The organism is Sulfitobacter maritimus, from assembly GCF_013346665.1.
GTDB lineage: Bacteria > Pseudomonadota > Alphaproteobacteria > Rhodobacterales > Rhodobacteraceae > Sulfitobacter > Sulfitobacter maritimus.
The window spans coordinates 292,613-305,918 of sequence record NZ_JABVBB010000038.1; the positions used below are offsets into that span (position 1 = coordinate 292,613).

The window sequence follows — 13,306 nt, forward strand, 5'->3', positions numbered from 1 at the left end:
GGGTCAGGTCCAATGGCTGCGGCGCGCGTAACACCGCAGCCGGTTTAGGTCAGTTTGCGACGCTTACGCCCTTGAGCGGCATGTAGAGCACCGGCGAAGAGGACCAATAGCCCTCAACCCCCTCGCGGAACACTCCCAGCAGCGGCAATTGGAACAGGAAGGCATGGACCGATTGATCTGACAGCATCTGCTGACCCTGTTTGAGCAGTTCGTCGCGCTTGGCCGGGTCGACCTCTGTCGTGATCTGCTCCCAAAGAGCGGTCATTTCGGCATTGTCATAGCCGTAAAAGTAATCCGGCCCACGCGCGAAATTGCCCATATCGTTAGGGCTGGTATGGGCGATGATCGTCATGTCGTAGTTCTTCTTCTTATAGACCTCATCGATCCAGAAGCCCCATTCGACATTCTCGACCTTGGCATCAATCCCGGCCTCTGAAAGCTGGTTCTGGATGATCTCAGCGGAACGGGTGGCATAGGGGAAGGGCGGCACGCGCAGGGTCATCGTTTCGCCAGCCACGCCCGCTTCCTCGAACATCGTTTTGGCCTTCTCGCTGTCGTGCGGATAGGCTTCGGTCAGGTCGACATAGGCGGTGCCGTGGGGCGGGTAGAAGCTGCCGATCGGCACGGCTTGGCCATACATCGCGCCTTCGATGATCTCATCGCGGTCAATGGCCGTGGCCACAGCGCGACGCACCTCGACGTTGTCAAAGGGCGGCTTGGCGTTGTTCATGGCGAGGATCACTTCGCCTTCGGTCGAGCCGACATTCACGCGGAAGCGCGGGTCGGCTTCGAACTGCGGCAGCAGTTCCGGCGCGGGGAAACCGGGGAAGGCGTCAAGCTCTTCGGCCATCATAGCCGCCGTCGCGGCAGCGGGATCAGAGATGAAGCGGAAGACCACCTTGTCCAGCGCCACCTCAGCGGCATCGCGGTGATCGGGGTTCTTGACCAAGGTCAGACGGTCGCCCCGTGTCCAACTGTCAAACTTAAAGGGGCCGGAGCCGATGGGATTGGCGTTGTTGGTGTCGGCACTCTCAGAAGCGACGATGGCGCTATCGCCCTGCCCCATGTTGAAGAGAAAGAAGGCATCCTTGCCCGAAAGCGTGATCTCAACCGTTTGTGGGTCCACCGCTTTGACGCTCTCGATGGGCTCGAATATATCCTTGGAGGGATTCACGCTCTCCTCGGCCATGGCACGGTCGAAGGAGAAGATTACATCCTCCGCATCCAACACGCTGCCATCGTGAAAGGTCACGCCCTCGGCCAGATGGAACGTATAGGTCAGCCCATCTTCGGATACCTCCCAACTGGTCGCGAGGTTGGGCTGCACTTCGCCATTCTCGGCCACAGTGGTCAGCGATTCAAAGACGTTTTGCGTCATCATACTGTCGATGGAAGCCGTCGCATCTGCTGTCGGGTCAAGCGAGGTCGGCTCCTGCTGCATGCCAACGACAAGTTCGGCCGCGGCAGAGGCGGAAGCCATAAGGCCAAAGGCCAGCGTCAGGGCAGGAAGGGTTTTGGTGAGGGGCAGATGGGACATGGGGCAGCACTCCTGTTGGCAGGAGCAATCAAACCGCTTGGCTGAGCGCCCCTTTGCAATAGATTGCGTCGGGCGGGGGCATTTGGTCAACGGGTTTGCGGCGCGGCGGAAAAACTTCACGCAATTGCAACACTCTGGCGGGTTTCGCCGGATGGCTTCGGGCGCCGGGACAGCCTGCGGTTCGGCCCTTTTGCACGGCGGCAGGCGGTGCTAGCTTCCGCGCAAAGGGGGCCGGTTATGAACAACTCCACCAATTTCGATTGCATTGTCATCGGTGCGGGCATCGCGGGTGCTTCCGTCGCGGCTGAACTGTCCACAGACCGCCGGGTGCTGCTGCTGGAGCGCGAAAGCCAGCCGGGCTATCACACCACGGGCCGTTCTGCTGCGCTGTTCACAGTGGCCTATGGGCCGAAGGTGATCCGCGCCCTCTCCCGCGCTTCTGCCGCCTTTTTTAACGACCCCGCCAGCCCCTATTTGGATCATCCGCTGCTGGAACCCCGCGGTGCGGTGTTTCTTGCGCGGCAGGATCAACAAACATCGCTTAGGCGCACGGCCGAGGAACTCGGCGCCCATGTCACCCCGCTGACGGGGGCAGAGATTGAAACCCTCGTGCCGCTGCTGCGCAAGGGCTATGCCACCGGCGGCCTGCGCGATGCATCGGCAGCGGATATTGATGTAAACGGGCTGCATCAGCATTACCTCAAAACCTTCCGCGCGGCGGGTGGGGTTTTGCAAACCAAGGCCGAGGTGCTGTCGCTGCGCAAAGCGGGCGATTGGCAGGTCGAGACCCCGCAGGGCCAGTTCCACGCGCCGGTCATCGTCAATGCGGCAGGCGCTTGGGCGGATGTGATCGCAAAGCTCGCCGGTCTTACGCCTGTTGGCCTCACCCCCAAACGCCGCACCGCGCTGACCGTGGCTCCGCCTGACGGCATGGTACCGGACCGCTGGCCGATGGTGGTGGACATCGACGAGCAGTTTTATCTCAAGGCTGACGCGGGGAAGCTGCTGATCTCACCGGCAGACGCCACCCCCTCCCCGCCCTGCGATGCACAGCCGGAGGAGTTGGACGTGGCGATTTGTATCGACCGGATCGAAACCGCCTTCAACATCAACCTTAGGCGGATCGAAAGCCGCTGGGCCGGGTTGCGCAGCTTTGTGCCGGATGGCGACCCGGCGGCGGGGTATGATCCAGAGGGGGAGGGATTCTTCTGGCTCGCCGGGCAAGGCGGCTATGGCATCCAAACCGCGCCAGCGCTCGCCCGAACCGCCGCTGCTTTGCTGCGGGGCGAAGACATCCCCGGCGACATTGCCGCCGAGGGAGTTACCGTCGAGGCACTGGCACGCAGCCGCGCCGGGTTGGCTTAGCCGCCCATCCCGGCTTCGGCTTCGATCTGCTTGCGCGACTTGCGGGCGCGTTCCGTGGCCGATTTCAACTGACCGCAGGCGGCCATGATGTCTTCGCCACGCGGCGTGCGGATCGGAGAGGCATAGCCGGCCTTGTAGATGATATCGGCAAAGGCGCGGATGCGGTTGTTGGACGACCGCTCATAGGGCGAACCGGGCCATTCGTTGAAGGGGATCAGGTTGATCTTGGCCGGGATGCCTTCGATCAGTTTGACCAAACGATGCGCGTCTTCGTCGCTGTCGTTCACATCCTTCAACATCACATATTCAAAGGTGATCCGCTCGGAGTTGCTGACCTTGGGATAGGCCTTCAGCGCGTCCAGCAACGCTTCGATGTTCCAACGCTTGTTGATTGGCACCAGCTTGTTGCGCACCTCGTCGGTGGTGGCATGGAAAGAAACGGCCAACTGACAGCCGATTTCGGCGGCGGTGCGGTGGATTTCCGGCACCACGCCCGAAGTCGATAGCGTAATCCGACGACGCGACAGTTGGATACCTTCGGCATCCATCGCGATCTTCATCGCGTCGCGCACGTTCTCAAAATTATACAGCGGCTCGCCCATGCCCATCAGCACGATATTGCTCAAAAGCCGCGTTTCGTCCTTGGGCGCGCCGATTTCGGGCCATTCGCCCAGATCGTCCCGCGCCACCATGACCTGACCGATGATCTCTCCGGCGGTGAGGTTGCGCACCAGTTTCTGCGTGCCGGTATGGCAGAAGGAACAGGTCAGCGTGCAGCCGACTTGGCTGGAGACACAGAGCGTGCCACGCCCCTCTTCGGGGATATAGACGACCTCAACCTCATGGCCGCCCGCGATGCGCACGAGGTACTTACGCGTGCCATCTTCGCTGACCTTGCGGGTCACGACCTCTGGCACTTCGATCACAAATTTCTCTGCCAATTCAGCGCGGTAGGCTTTGGCGAGGTTGGTCATCGCATCAAAGTCGCGCACGCCCCACTGGTAAATCCACTGCCAAATCTGCCCCACCCGCATCTTCGCCTGCTTCTCTGGCGTGCCATTGGCAATCAGCGCATCGCGCATGGCGTCACGGGTCAGACCGACAAGGTTGATCGGCCCCTCGGGCAACTTACGGGGGAGTGTCATCACGTCTTGGGTGATGGGCGCGGAAGCGGACATTGCAAAGACTCACTGGCTAGGGATGGGTCTCTATATAGGGAATGGCGCGATTTGCAAAAGGGTTTGCCGCAAGGGGCAGCCCCGCGCAGCGCTAGTAACCCTTTTTACTCGTCCGCAATTCACCCGTCGCCAAGACCGGCGCGGCATCCAGACTATCGACGTTAAGCATCGCGGCCACACGCTCCAGCGAAGACACCAACTGCGCCTGCTCCCAATCGGCCAGATCGGCAAAGGCGCGGACATAGCGCTGTTGCAAGGCATCAGGGGCTTCTTCAAGCACCGCCTCGCCCTCATGGGTCAGGGTGATATTGGTCTGCCGCCGATCTTGGGACGAGGTTAGCCGCGTAACCAAACCCCGCGCCACCAGCTTATCAACCAGCGCGGTCACCGTTGCTTGGCTCACCCCCATCTGAGTTGCGAGGGTCTTGGCTGTCGGGTCTTTCTTCTCTCCCACGATCTGCAAAACGCGCAGCTGCGCCGGGGTCACCCCAGCCGCCTGCGCCAGATCGCGGGCATAAAGCTCGGTGGCCCGCAAAATGCGGCGCAAGGCGATCAGACTTTCGTCGACACGGTCGGGATGTTTCTGCGTCATGGTGCATCATTGCACATTGGAGCCATTCTCAGCAATCGGTCAAAACCGCCCTGATCGCTTAGTATAGCTAAGCGAAACCCTCAAAACTCATTCGGAAAACGAAACAAATATGCACAGTTCTATGACCCTCAAACCACGCTATAAGCGCATTTCGAGTTAATTTGCTTTGAATGTTGAAGTATATCGGCGCATGCCTTACTTAGCTTATCGAAACAATCAGGGAGCCCCGAACGGATGCAGAATGAACTCGACATGAAAAAAGCCCGCACACCCAAGCTGCGCAAGCCCAATGCCGAGGACGGAGCCGCCATCTGGCGGTTGATTCGCGACTGTAAGCCGCTCGACGAGAACTCGCTCTATGCGAACCTGATCCAAGCCGACCATTTCCGCGACACTTGTGTCGTGGCTGAATTGGACGGTGACATCGTTGGCTGGATCTCCGGCCATATGATCCCTGCCCAAGACGCTTTCTTTGTCTGGCAAGTCGCCGTCAGCCCCAAGGCCCGTGGCCTTGGCTTGGGTAAAACCATGCTGATGGAACTGGTGAACCGGGATGAGACCGAGGATGCCAAGACCCTCAAAACCACAATCACCCGCGACAATGACGCGTCTTGGGGGCTGTTCCGCAGCTTTGCGAACCACGTCGGCGGCGATCTTTCCGATGCGCCCCACTTTACCAAAGACGCCCATTTCGAGGGCGCGCATGACACCGAACATATGGTGACGATCACGCTGCCCGAGACTGCTGCGCTCAAACGCGCCGCGTAATCCGCAGCTGACAATTCACACGACAGACTCTCTAGAAGAGAAAGGAATTCCTATGCCTAAAGACATGGCACAGAACACAACGATCTTTACCCGCCGCGAGAGCGAAGCGCGCTCCTATTGCCGTGGCATGAACGCCGTTTTCACCCGCGCCAGCGGGTCTGAGATGTTCGACGCAGACGGCAACCGCTACATCGACTTCCTCGCCGGCTGCTCCTCGTTGAACTACGGCCACAATGATGCCGACATGAAAGAGGCGCTGGTGGAGCATATCACCGCTGATGGCATCGCCCACGGCCTCGACTTCCACAGCGAGACCAAGGCGGCCTTCCTGAGCGCCTATGAGGAGAAGATCCTCAAGCCGCGCGGCATGGATTACAAGGTGATGATGACCGGCCCGACCGGCACCAATGCCGTCGAAGCCGCGATCAAGCTGGCGCGTAAGGTGACGGGCCGCACGAACGTGATCTCCTTCACCAACGGCTTCCACGGCATGACCATGGGCGCGCTGGCGCTGACCGGCAACAAAGGCAAGCGCGGCGGTGCGGGCGGTGGCTCGCTGGCCGATGTGACGCATATGCCCTTCGAGGGATCGCTCGGTGATAATGTCGACACGCTGGAGATGATCGACGCGATGCTGTCGAACCCGTCCTCGGGTATCGACGCGCCTGCGGCCTTTATCTTTGAGCCGATCCAAGGCGAAGGCGGATTGAACGCGGCTTCCGACGCATGGATGCAGGGCATCGAAAAGATCGCCCGCAAGCATGGCGCATTGCTGATCATCGACGACATTCAGGCGGGCTGTGGCCGTTCGGGCAGCTTCTTCTCGTTCGAAGCCTCCGGCATCAAGCCTGACATGATCACCCAAGCGAAATCGCTTTCCGGTTTCGGCCTGCCCTTCGCGGCCCTGCTGATCGCGCCTGAGCATGACATCTGGTCGCCCGCCGAGCACAACGGCACCTTCCGTGGCAACACCCATGCCTTCGTCACCGCGCGCGTTGCGATCGAGAAATTCTGGTTCGACGACAAGTTCGAAAAGTCATTGGCCGAGAAAGCCGTGGTTCTGACCACAGCGCTTAAGGATGTGGCCGATCTGGTCGAGGGCGCCACGCTGAAAGGCCGCGGCCTGATGCAGGGTGTCGACGTCGGCTCCGGCGAGCTGGCCGGTGCGATCTGCGCGCGTGCCTATGAATTGGGCCTCGTGATCGAAACATCGGGCGCACATGATGAAATTGTTAAATATCTTGCCCCGCTCACCACATCGGAAGAGGTTATGCGCGAAGGGTTTGATATCCTCCTTCAAGCGACCCGCGATGTGACGGGCAATATGAAACTGGCAGCGGAGTAATACCGATGATTGTACGCGATTTTAACAAACTTCAGGGCACCGATCGTCACGTTGGCGATGCGCAATGGACCTCGACACGCTTGCTTTTGGCCGATGACGGGATGGGGTTTTCCTTCCACATCACCGTTCTTGAGGCCGGGTCGGAGCACACGTTCCACTACAAGCACCACTTTGAGAGCGTCTATTGCATGAAGGGCAAAGGCTCGATCACCGATCTCGCCACGGGCGAGACGCATGAAATCAAACCGGGCGTGATGTATGCCCTGAACCTGAACGACAAACACACCCTGCGCGCAGAGGAAGAACTGCACATGGCGTGCTGCTTCAACCCGCCGGTTACTGGCAAGGAAGTGCACCGCGAAGATGGTTCCTATGCGCCTGCCGAGGAGGTCGCTTAAGTTTTATGACTCAACCGTCCCACACTGTCGAAAAAATCGGCGGGACGTCCATGTCCCGCGTGAACCAACTCAAAGATACGCTCTTTGTCGGTGACCGTAAGGGCGCGGACATCTACGGGCGCGTCTTCGTGGTCTCCGCCTTTGGCGGGATCACGAACCTGCTGCTGGAGCATAAGAAATCCGGCGAGCCGGGCGTTTATGCCCATCTGGCCAATGCCAGCAACGACCACGGCTGGCACGAGGCGCTCACCCGCGTCTCGGCCGAGATGCAGCGCGTGCACCGCGAGGTGCTGGAACATCCCGGCGACATCGAACAGGCCGACGCCTTTGTGTCCGAGCGCACCCATGGTGCCCGCAACTGCCTGATCGACCTGCAGCGTCTCTGCGCCTACGGCCACTTCCGGCTGTCCGAGCACATGCTGCAAATCCGCGAGTTGCTGTCCGGTCTGGGCGAGGCACATTCCGCCTTCGTCACCACGATCATGCTGCAACGCGCTGGCGTGAACGCCCGTTTCGTGGACCTGTCGGGTTGGCGCGACGAGGGCAATGTCACGCTGGACGAGCGCATTGCACAGGCGATGGAGGGTATCGACCCGCATACGGAAATGCCCATCGTCACCGGCTACGCGCAATGCGCCGAAGGGCTGATGCGCGAGTTTGACCGGGGCTATTCCGAGGTGACTTTCTCCAAACTGGCGGCCCTAACGGGGGCGCGTGAGGCGATCATTCACAAGGAGTTCCACCTGTCGTCCTGTGACCCGAAACTGGTCGGTGAACATGCCGTCAAGAAAATCGGCCGCACGAACTATGACGTGGCGGACCAGCTATCGAATATGGGAATGGAGGCGATCCACCCCAAGGCGGCTAAGACCCTGCGCCAAGCCGATGTGCCGCTGCGCGTGACCAACGCCTTTGAGCCAGAAGACCCCGGCACGCTGATCGACGACCGTCAGGCCGAAGTGCCAGCGGTAGAGATCGTCACCGGTCTTGATATCGTCACGCTGGAGCTGTTCGAGCAGGATATGGTTGGTGTGAAGGGCTACGATTCCGCGATTCTGGACGTGTTGACGCGCCATAACGTGCGCATCGTGTCCAAAGTGTCGAACGCCAATACGATCACGCATTATCTGGATGCTTCGCTGAAAACCATGCGCCGGGTGGAGAAAGATCTGGCCGAGATCTATCCTGCCGCCGAAATCACCACGCGGACGCTGTCGATGGCGTCGGTCATCGGGCGCGATCTGAGCGGGCTGTCGGTCTTGCAACGTGGTTTGGTTGCGATTGCTGAGGCTGGTCAGACAGCGATCGGTGCGAGCCAAGGGCCGCGCAACGTCGATGTGCAGTTTATCGTTGAGCGTGAGACGTTGCAGCCCGTGATCAAGGCGCTGCATGGTGCCTTTATTGAAGAGACCGCTGCGCCGCTGTCGCGCGCGGCCTAGACAGCTTCAGTGAACATGCTTCAATCGTGGCCCTCCCGGGGCCGCGATTTTTTTGTGCCCCAGGGCCATCGCCTGCCCGCGGGTCGGCGATCAAACATCATGTCGCTGCCGCTTTATGGCTCAACCGTGATGTGCTTTCTCAATGTCACACCCAGCCTCACCAAATCGCCTACCCGGTCGCACCGAAGGTACGCCCATCATATTTTGGCACGCCTTTAGCGTGACGGGCGGGCAGGCGATGGCCCGGAGCCTACGGCTGGATTCCGGGCCCGGTGGCACATCCCGCGCACAAAAAAAACGGCCCCGCGAATGCGAGGCCGCTTCTATTCAGATACCGAGCAAATCAACCGCCGCAGCGCTTCGCCGCATCCTCAACCGCCGCCGTAAAGCCCAGCAGCGAGAAGGTATCGCTCGTCTGCGTCCCGCGCGATGAGCGGCCCACCAGTTTCGCATCCGCGCCACGCTTCATCGCCGCGATGATCTTGGCATCATCCGCCGTGGTTGCAGGCCATGCCCACTCCCCTTCGGTGAACAACTCGAACTCATTGCCCGAGATGCTCATCGTGACGGTCGAGCCTGACGCGAAAGGATAGCCACCGGTAAAGGCGACCTGCCCATTCGCATTGGCCGACGGACGGTAGAACACCATCAACAACGTCTGCCCCCGGTTCACCGCCACGACACGCCCGTCGCGGGTGTTTACCACTTCTTTCGGCGTCGATACGCCCCAGCACTCGGTCGGGTTGTCTTCGACAAAGACGCTCCAATCGGTCTTGGCCGCGACCCGGTTGGTGCTCTGCTCCTGCGCCCATGCACCGCTTGCCATCATGGCGAGCGCGCCGAGCGCAAACCCACAAGTTTTCATCATTCCCATCTGTCCAGCCTCCAGCCGTCCTTGACCTCAACGCAGTGACAGACCCCAGCCGGGCAACCTCGGGCGGGTTGCTCTCTTGCAGGTGTCTGTTATCTGTTCGACACCAACCACAATAACGTCAAACGTACGACAGGCGAAACCCTGATTGGCAGGATTTCGCGCAGAAACAGGATGATCTTCATGAGCAAGCCAGCCCCCTTTGCAGAAATCTGGCGCGGACCTTTTCTGGAAAGCGTGCACTCTGGCCATGCGGTGATTTGCGATGACAGCGGCCAGATTGTCGAGGCTTGGGGCGACCCCGAGAAGGTGATCCTGCCGCGCTCGTCCTCGAAAATGATTCAAGCCCTGCCGCTGATCAATTCCGGCGCGGCCGACAAGGCGGGGTTGACCACCGAGCAACTGGCGCTGGCCTGTGCCTCGCACCAAGGGGCCGCGATCCACACCGACCGGGTTGGCCTCTGGCTCGACACGCTGGGACTGGACGACAGCGACTTCCGCTGCGGCCCGCAGGAGCCCAACGACCGCGATGCAATGGAGGCGCTGATCCGTGCGCATGAAAAGCCCTGCCAAATCCACAACAATTGCTCAGGCAAACACGCAGGCTTCCTGACGTTAAACAAACACCTCGGTGCCGGACCGGACTATGAAAAGCCGGACCACGCGGTGCAACAAGCCTGCTTTGAGGCCTTTGAGACGGTCACCCAAGAAACCTCGCCCGGCTACGGCATCGACGGCTGCTCTGCTCCCAACCCCGCCTGCACCCTGCACGGCATGGCCCGCGCCATGGCCCATTTCGCCGCGGCCCCCGAAGGCTCCGCCGAAGCACGTTTGCACGAAGCCATGCGCCTGCACCCCGAACTCGTCGCGGGCGAAGGCCGTGCCTGCACGGAACTGATGCGGGCGATGGATGGCAAAGTGGCGCTGAAAACGGGCGCGGAAGGCTTCTTCATCGCGATCTGGCCCGAGCGCAAGCTGGGCATCGCGCTCAAAGCCGCCTGTGGCACCACCCGCGCGGCGGAATGTGCCATCGCGGCCCTGCTGGTAAAACTCGGCGCGCTGGACGCTAACCACCCCGCCGCGCTCAAGCGGATGAACGCGCCGATCAAAAACTGGCGCGGGCTTGAGACGGGCATGTTGAAAGCGGCGGCAGAGCTGACCTGATAGCGAGCGCGCCTACATCTCTATGACAGGCGCGACTTCCACCGATCCGGTTCCGTCTGCAACCATCGGGCAGCCCTGCGCGATCTTGCAGGCGGCGTCGATGTCATCCGCGCGCACGACTGTGAAACCTGACAGCGGGTTGGCGCCGCCATTGTCCGCAATGCCTTCGGCGCTGACTGTTCTGGACACGCCCACGGGATTGCCGGGGTTCACGATCTGATCCCCCATCTCTTCAAACCACGCCCCCCAAGCGGCCATGGCCTTGTCACCCTCTTCCTGAGATTCCGGGGATTTCCCCCCGTGATAGGCAAAGATAAAATCCGGCATTGTTCGTCTCCCTGATTGCTGCGCGGCACGAAGTTGAAGCAAGCCGTGCCTGCCCCATTACCACTGCGCACCCGCGTTGAGTCAAATCAGGTTCTCGTGTCAGCCCGCGAATTCCATTCGCGCATAGCCCTGTACAAAGAGCAGCGCGGTCAGATCGCCGTGGTTGATCCGGATGTCACATTGCGCCGCAACGGAGGGTTTGGCGTGCAGCGCCACGCCCATGCCAGCACGTTGTAACATGCCCAGATCATTGGCCCCATCGCCCACCGCGATGACCTGATCTTCACCAATCCCCAGCTTTCCGGTGATCTCTTCCAGCGCGGCGACCTTGGCCTCGCGCCCCAGGATCGGCAGACCTACTTCGCCGGTAAGCGCCGCCTGTTCGACCAGCAGCGTATTGGCGCGATTCTCATCAAAGCCCAGCATGTCGGCGACCTGGGCGGTAAAGGCGGTGAACCCGCCCGAGACCAGCGCCGCATAACCGCCGTTGGCTTTCATCGTCGCCACCAGCGCCCCGCCGCCGGGCATCAATGTGATGCGCTCGGCCAGCACCTTATCGACGACAGCGGCCTCCAATCCTTTCAGCAGGCCAACACGCTCACGCAGAGCGCCATCAAAGTCCAACTCGCCATTCATCGCCCGCGCGGTGATCTCTTTGACCCGCTCACCGACACCTGCTTCGTCGGCCAATTCGTCGATACATTCTTGCTGGATCATCGTGCTGTCCATATCGGCCAGCAACATCTTCTTGCGGCGACCCTCTGTCGGCACGATCACCAGATCGACCCCCATGGACTGGCAGTTTTCCCAAACATCCCAGCGGTTTTCCGGCATCTGTCCCAGCGAAAATTCTGCTGCCTTATCCGGGGCCAGCCAAAGCGCGTCGCCCCCGCCCCAAGCGTTGCGCAGGCTTTCAACCAGCGCGGGGTCTAACGAGGGATTAGTGGGGGAGGTCAACAAGATTGCCGTGAACATAAGTTTCCGATCCGCATCATTCGCGCCGCGCAAAGCGACATGACCGGCGTCCTAGCGTCATTTTGCGACTTGCGCCAGTCCGGCCTCCCCGCGTATCCCGACAAGTGGGACACCCTTCCCCAACGAAGGGCGATTATCTGAGAGGGTAGCATCAATGGCTATTGAACAACCGGCACCGCGCCCGGAAGCGAAACCTGTTGCCGTACCGGCAAACCCACGTTTCTCCTCCGGCCCCTGCGCCAAAATCCCCACATTCGACCTGACCAAGCTGAGCGGCGCACCGCTGGGCCGCAGCCACCGTGCCGCACCCGGCAAGGCCAAGCTCGCGCAGGCAATCGAGACCACCCGCGAAGTGCTCGGCGTGCCTGCGGACTACCACATCGGCATCGTGCCCGCCTCCGACACCGGCGCATTCGAGATGGCCATGTGGTCGCTTCTGGGCGAACGCCCAGTTGAGATGGTGGCATGGGAAAGCTTCGGCGCGGGCTGGGTCACCGATGTGGTCAAGCAGTTGAAAATCGAAGCGCAGGTTCACACCGCCGACTATGGCGAGATCGTCGACATGGCCGCGTTGAACTATGACAATGACGTTTGTTTCACATGGAACGGCACCACCTCCGGCGTGCGGATGCCCAATGGCGACGCGATCCCGGCGGACCGCGCGGGCCTGACGCTCTGCGATGCGACCTCCGCCGCCTTCGCGCAGGACCTGCCGTGGGACAAACTGGATGTGACGACCTTCTCTTGGCAGAAGGTGCTGGGCGGCGAAGCGGCGCATGGCATGCTGATCCTCTCGCCCCGTGCCGTCGAGCGGCTGGAAAACTACACCCCCGCATGGCCCCTGCCCAAGATTTTCCGCCTGACCAAAGGCGGCAAGTTGAACGAAGGTATTTTCAAGGGCGAGACGATCAACACGCCCTCAATGCTCTGCGTCGAAGATTACCTGCTGGCGCTCGACTGGGCCAAGTCCGTGGGTGGCCTGAAAGGGCTGATCGCTCGCGCCGATGCCAACACCAAGGCTGTGGCGGATTTCGTCGAGGCGCATGACTGGATCGACTTCCTCGCGACCGATCCGGCGACACGTTCCAACACCTCGGTCTGCCTCAAGTTCACAGACGACCGCATTCAGGACGGCGCTGCCTTTGCCAAGGCCGTGGCCAAACGGTTGGCGGATGAGGGCGCAGCGCTCGACATCGGCGCCTACCGCGATGCCCCTCCGGGCCTGCGCATCTGGTGCGGCGGCACGGTCGAGACGGCGGATATCGAAGCGATGCTGCCCTGGCTCGAATGGGCTTTCGAGACCGAAATCAACGCTTGACGCGATGGTGCGCAGGGACTGCGCACCCT

At 61.0% G+C, this 13,306-nt stretch carries 13 protein-coding genes; 7 read left to right on the forward strand and 6 right to left on the reverse strand.

The genetic code is table 11. From position 1 onward, the window contains the following. Positions 1-49: 49 nt before the first annotated feature. Positions 50-1,537, reverse strand: a complete 1,488-nt coding sequence (locus tag HTT03_RS16235; RefSeq protein WP_174860827.1) for an ABC transporter substrate-binding protein — start codon at positions 1,535-1,537, stop codon at positions 50-52. A 237-nt stretch (positions 1,538-1,774) separates the two neighbouring features. Here HTT03_RS16235 and HTT03_RS16240 point away from each other — a divergent pair, with 237 nt between their 5' ends. Beyond that, entirely contained in the window at positions 1,775-2,902 is a 1,128-nt protein-coding gene (locus HTT03_RS16240; RefSeq protein ID WP_174860828.1) for an NAD(P)/FAD-dependent oxidoreductase, read from the forward strand. Here HTT03_RS16240 and rlmN read toward each other — a convergent pair. Together rlmN and HTT03_RS16250 are read right to left on the reverse strand one after the other, a co-directional pair. Then, positions 2,899-4,080: a dual-specificity RNA methyltransferase RlmN gene (rlmN, locus tag HTT03_RS16245; protein WP_174860829.1), complete on the reverse strand. Its 1,182-nt coding sequence runs from the start codon at positions 4,078-4,080 to the stop codon at positions 2,899-2,901. The two genes, HTT03_RS16240 and rlmN, sit on opposite strands and share 4 nt — an antisense overlap. A gap of 91 nt (positions 4,081-4,171) precedes the next feature. Next, entirely contained in the window at positions 4,172-4,672 is a 501-nt protein-coding gene (locus HTT03_RS16250) for a MarR family winged helix-turn-helix transcriptional regulator (protein ID WP_174860830.1), read from the reverse strand. Positions 4,673-4,906: 234 nt separating this feature from the next. Between HTT03_RS16250 and ectA the strand changes: the two genes are divergently transcribed. Genes ectA through HTT03_RS16270 form a run of 4 tightly spaced genes read left to right on the forward strand, consistent with a single transcriptional unit; the run spans position 4,907 to position 8,622 of the window. After that, the gene (gene ectA, locus HTT03_RS16255) at positions 4,907-5,440 is read left to right on the forward strand and encodes a diaminobutyrate acetyltransferase (RefSeq protein WP_174860831.1); all 534 of its coding nucleotides are present in this window, start codon (positions 4,907-4,909) and stop codon (positions 5,438-5,440) included. 52 nt (positions 5,441-5,492) lie between these two features. Beyond that, complete coding sequence (gene ectB, locus HTT03_RS16260; protein ID WP_174860832.1) at positions 5,493-6,785, forward strand: diaminobutyrate--2-oxoglutarate transaminase; 1,293 nt, start codon at positions 5,493-5,495, stop codon at positions 6,783-6,785. 5 nt (positions 6,786-6,790) lie between these two features. Further along, positions 6,791-7,183: an ectoine synthase gene (locus HTT03_RS16265; protein WP_174860833.1), complete on the forward strand. Its 393-nt coding sequence runs from the start codon at positions 6,791-6,793 to the stop codon at positions 7,181-7,183. A gap of 5 nt (positions 7,184-7,188) precedes the next feature. Continuing rightward, positions 7,189-8,622 (forward strand): aspartate kinase, encoded by a 1,434-nt coding sequence (locus HTT03_RS16270; RefSeq protein ID WP_174860834.1) that lies wholly within the window; start codon positions 7,189-7,191, stop codon positions 8,620-8,622. 343 nt (positions 8,623-8,965) lie between these two features. Here HTT03_RS16270 and HTT03_RS16275 read toward each other — a convergent pair whose 3' ends face one another. After that, on the reverse strand, positions 8,966-9,496 hold the full coding sequence (locus tag HTT03_RS16275) for an invasion associated locus B family protein (RefSeq protein WP_174860835.1): 531 nt from the start codon (positions 9,494-9,496) through the stop codon (positions 8,966-8,968). 180 nt (positions 9,497-9,676) lie between these two features. On the opposite strand from HTT03_RS16275, the gene HTT03_RS16280 reads away from it, so the two are divergent. Next, positions 9,677-10,657 (forward strand): asparaginase, encoded by a 981-nt coding sequence (locus tag HTT03_RS16280; protein ID WP_174860836.1) that lies wholly within the window; start codon positions 9,677-9,679, stop codon positions 10,655-10,657. Positions 10,658-10,669: 12 nt separating this feature from the next. Here HTT03_RS16280 and HTT03_RS16285 read toward each other — a convergent pair whose 3' ends face one another. Beyond that, the gene (locus HTT03_RS16285; RefSeq protein ID WP_174860837.1) at positions 10,670-10,984 is read right to left on the reverse strand and encodes a YciI family protein; all 315 of its coding nucleotides are present in this window, start codon (positions 10,982-10,984) and stop codon (positions 10,670-10,672) included. A gap of 99 nt (positions 10,985-11,083) precedes the next feature. Continuing rightward, a complete protein-coding gene (serB, locus tag HTT03_RS16290; RefSeq protein WP_174860838.1) occupies positions 11,084-11,959 on the reverse strand; it encodes a phosphoserine phosphatase SerB in 876 nt (291 codons plus the stop codon). Between the two features lie 154 nt (positions 11,960-12,113). Between serB and HTT03_RS16295 the strand changes: the two genes are divergently transcribed. Further along, positions 12,114-13,277, forward strand: a complete 1,164-nt coding sequence (locus HTT03_RS16295) for a phosphoserine transaminase (RefSeq protein WP_174860839.1) — start codon at positions 12,114-12,116, stop codon at positions 13,275-13,277. Positions 13,278-13,306: the final 29 nt, after the last annotated feature.

Bases quoted from the DNA above. Each gene is read 5' to 3' on its own strand.
- HTT03_RS16235 (WP_174860827.1), bottom strand. From the start codon at position 1,537: ATGTCCCATCTGCCCCTCACCAAAACCCTTCCTGCCCTGACGCTGGCC.
- HTT03_RS16240 (WP_174860828.1), top strand. From the start codon at position 1,775: ATGAACAACTCCACCAATTTCGATTGCATTGTCATCGGTGCGGGCATC.
- rlmN (WP_174860829.1), bottom strand. From the start codon at position 4,080: ATGTCCGCTTCCGCGCCCATCACCCAAGACGTGATGACACTCCCCCGT.
- HTT03_RS16250 (WP_174860830.1), bottom strand. From the start codon at position 4,672: ATGACGCAGAAACATCCCGACCGTGTCGACGAAAGTCTGATCGCCTTG.
- ectA (WP_174860831.1), top strand. From the start codon at position 4,907: ATGCAGAATGAACTCGACATGAAAAAAGCCCGCACACCCAAGCTGCGC.
- ectB (WP_174860832.1), top strand. From the start codon at position 5,493: ATGCCTAAAGACATGGCACAGAACACAACGATCTTTACCCGCCGCGAG.
- HTT03_RS16265 (WP_174860833.1), top strand. From the start codon at position 6,791: ATGATTGTACGCGATTTTAACAAACTTCAGGGCACCGATCGTCACGTT.
- HTT03_RS16270 (WP_174860834.1), top strand. From the start codon at position 7,189: ATGACTCAACCGTCCCACACTGTCGAAAAAATCGGCGGGACGTCCATG.
- HTT03_RS16275 (WP_174860835.1), bottom strand. From the start codon at position 9,496: ATGGGAATGATGAAAACTTGTGGGTTTGCGCTCGGCGCGCTCGCCATG.
- HTT03_RS16280 (WP_174860836.1), top strand. From the start codon at position 9,677: ATGAGCAAGCCAGCCCCCTTTGCAGAAATCTGGCGCGGACCTTTTCTG.
- HTT03_RS16285 (WP_174860837.1), bottom strand. From the start codon at position 10,984: ATGCCGGATTTTATCTTTGCCTATCACGGGGGGAAATCCCCGGAATCT.
- serB (WP_174860838.1), bottom strand. From the start codon at position 11,959: ATGTTCACGGCAATCTTGTTGACCTCCCCCACTAATCCCTCGTTAGAC.
- HTT03_RS16295 (WP_174860839.1), top strand. From the start codon at position 12,114: ATGGCTATTGAACAACCGGCACCGCGCCCGGAAGCGAAACCTGTTGCC.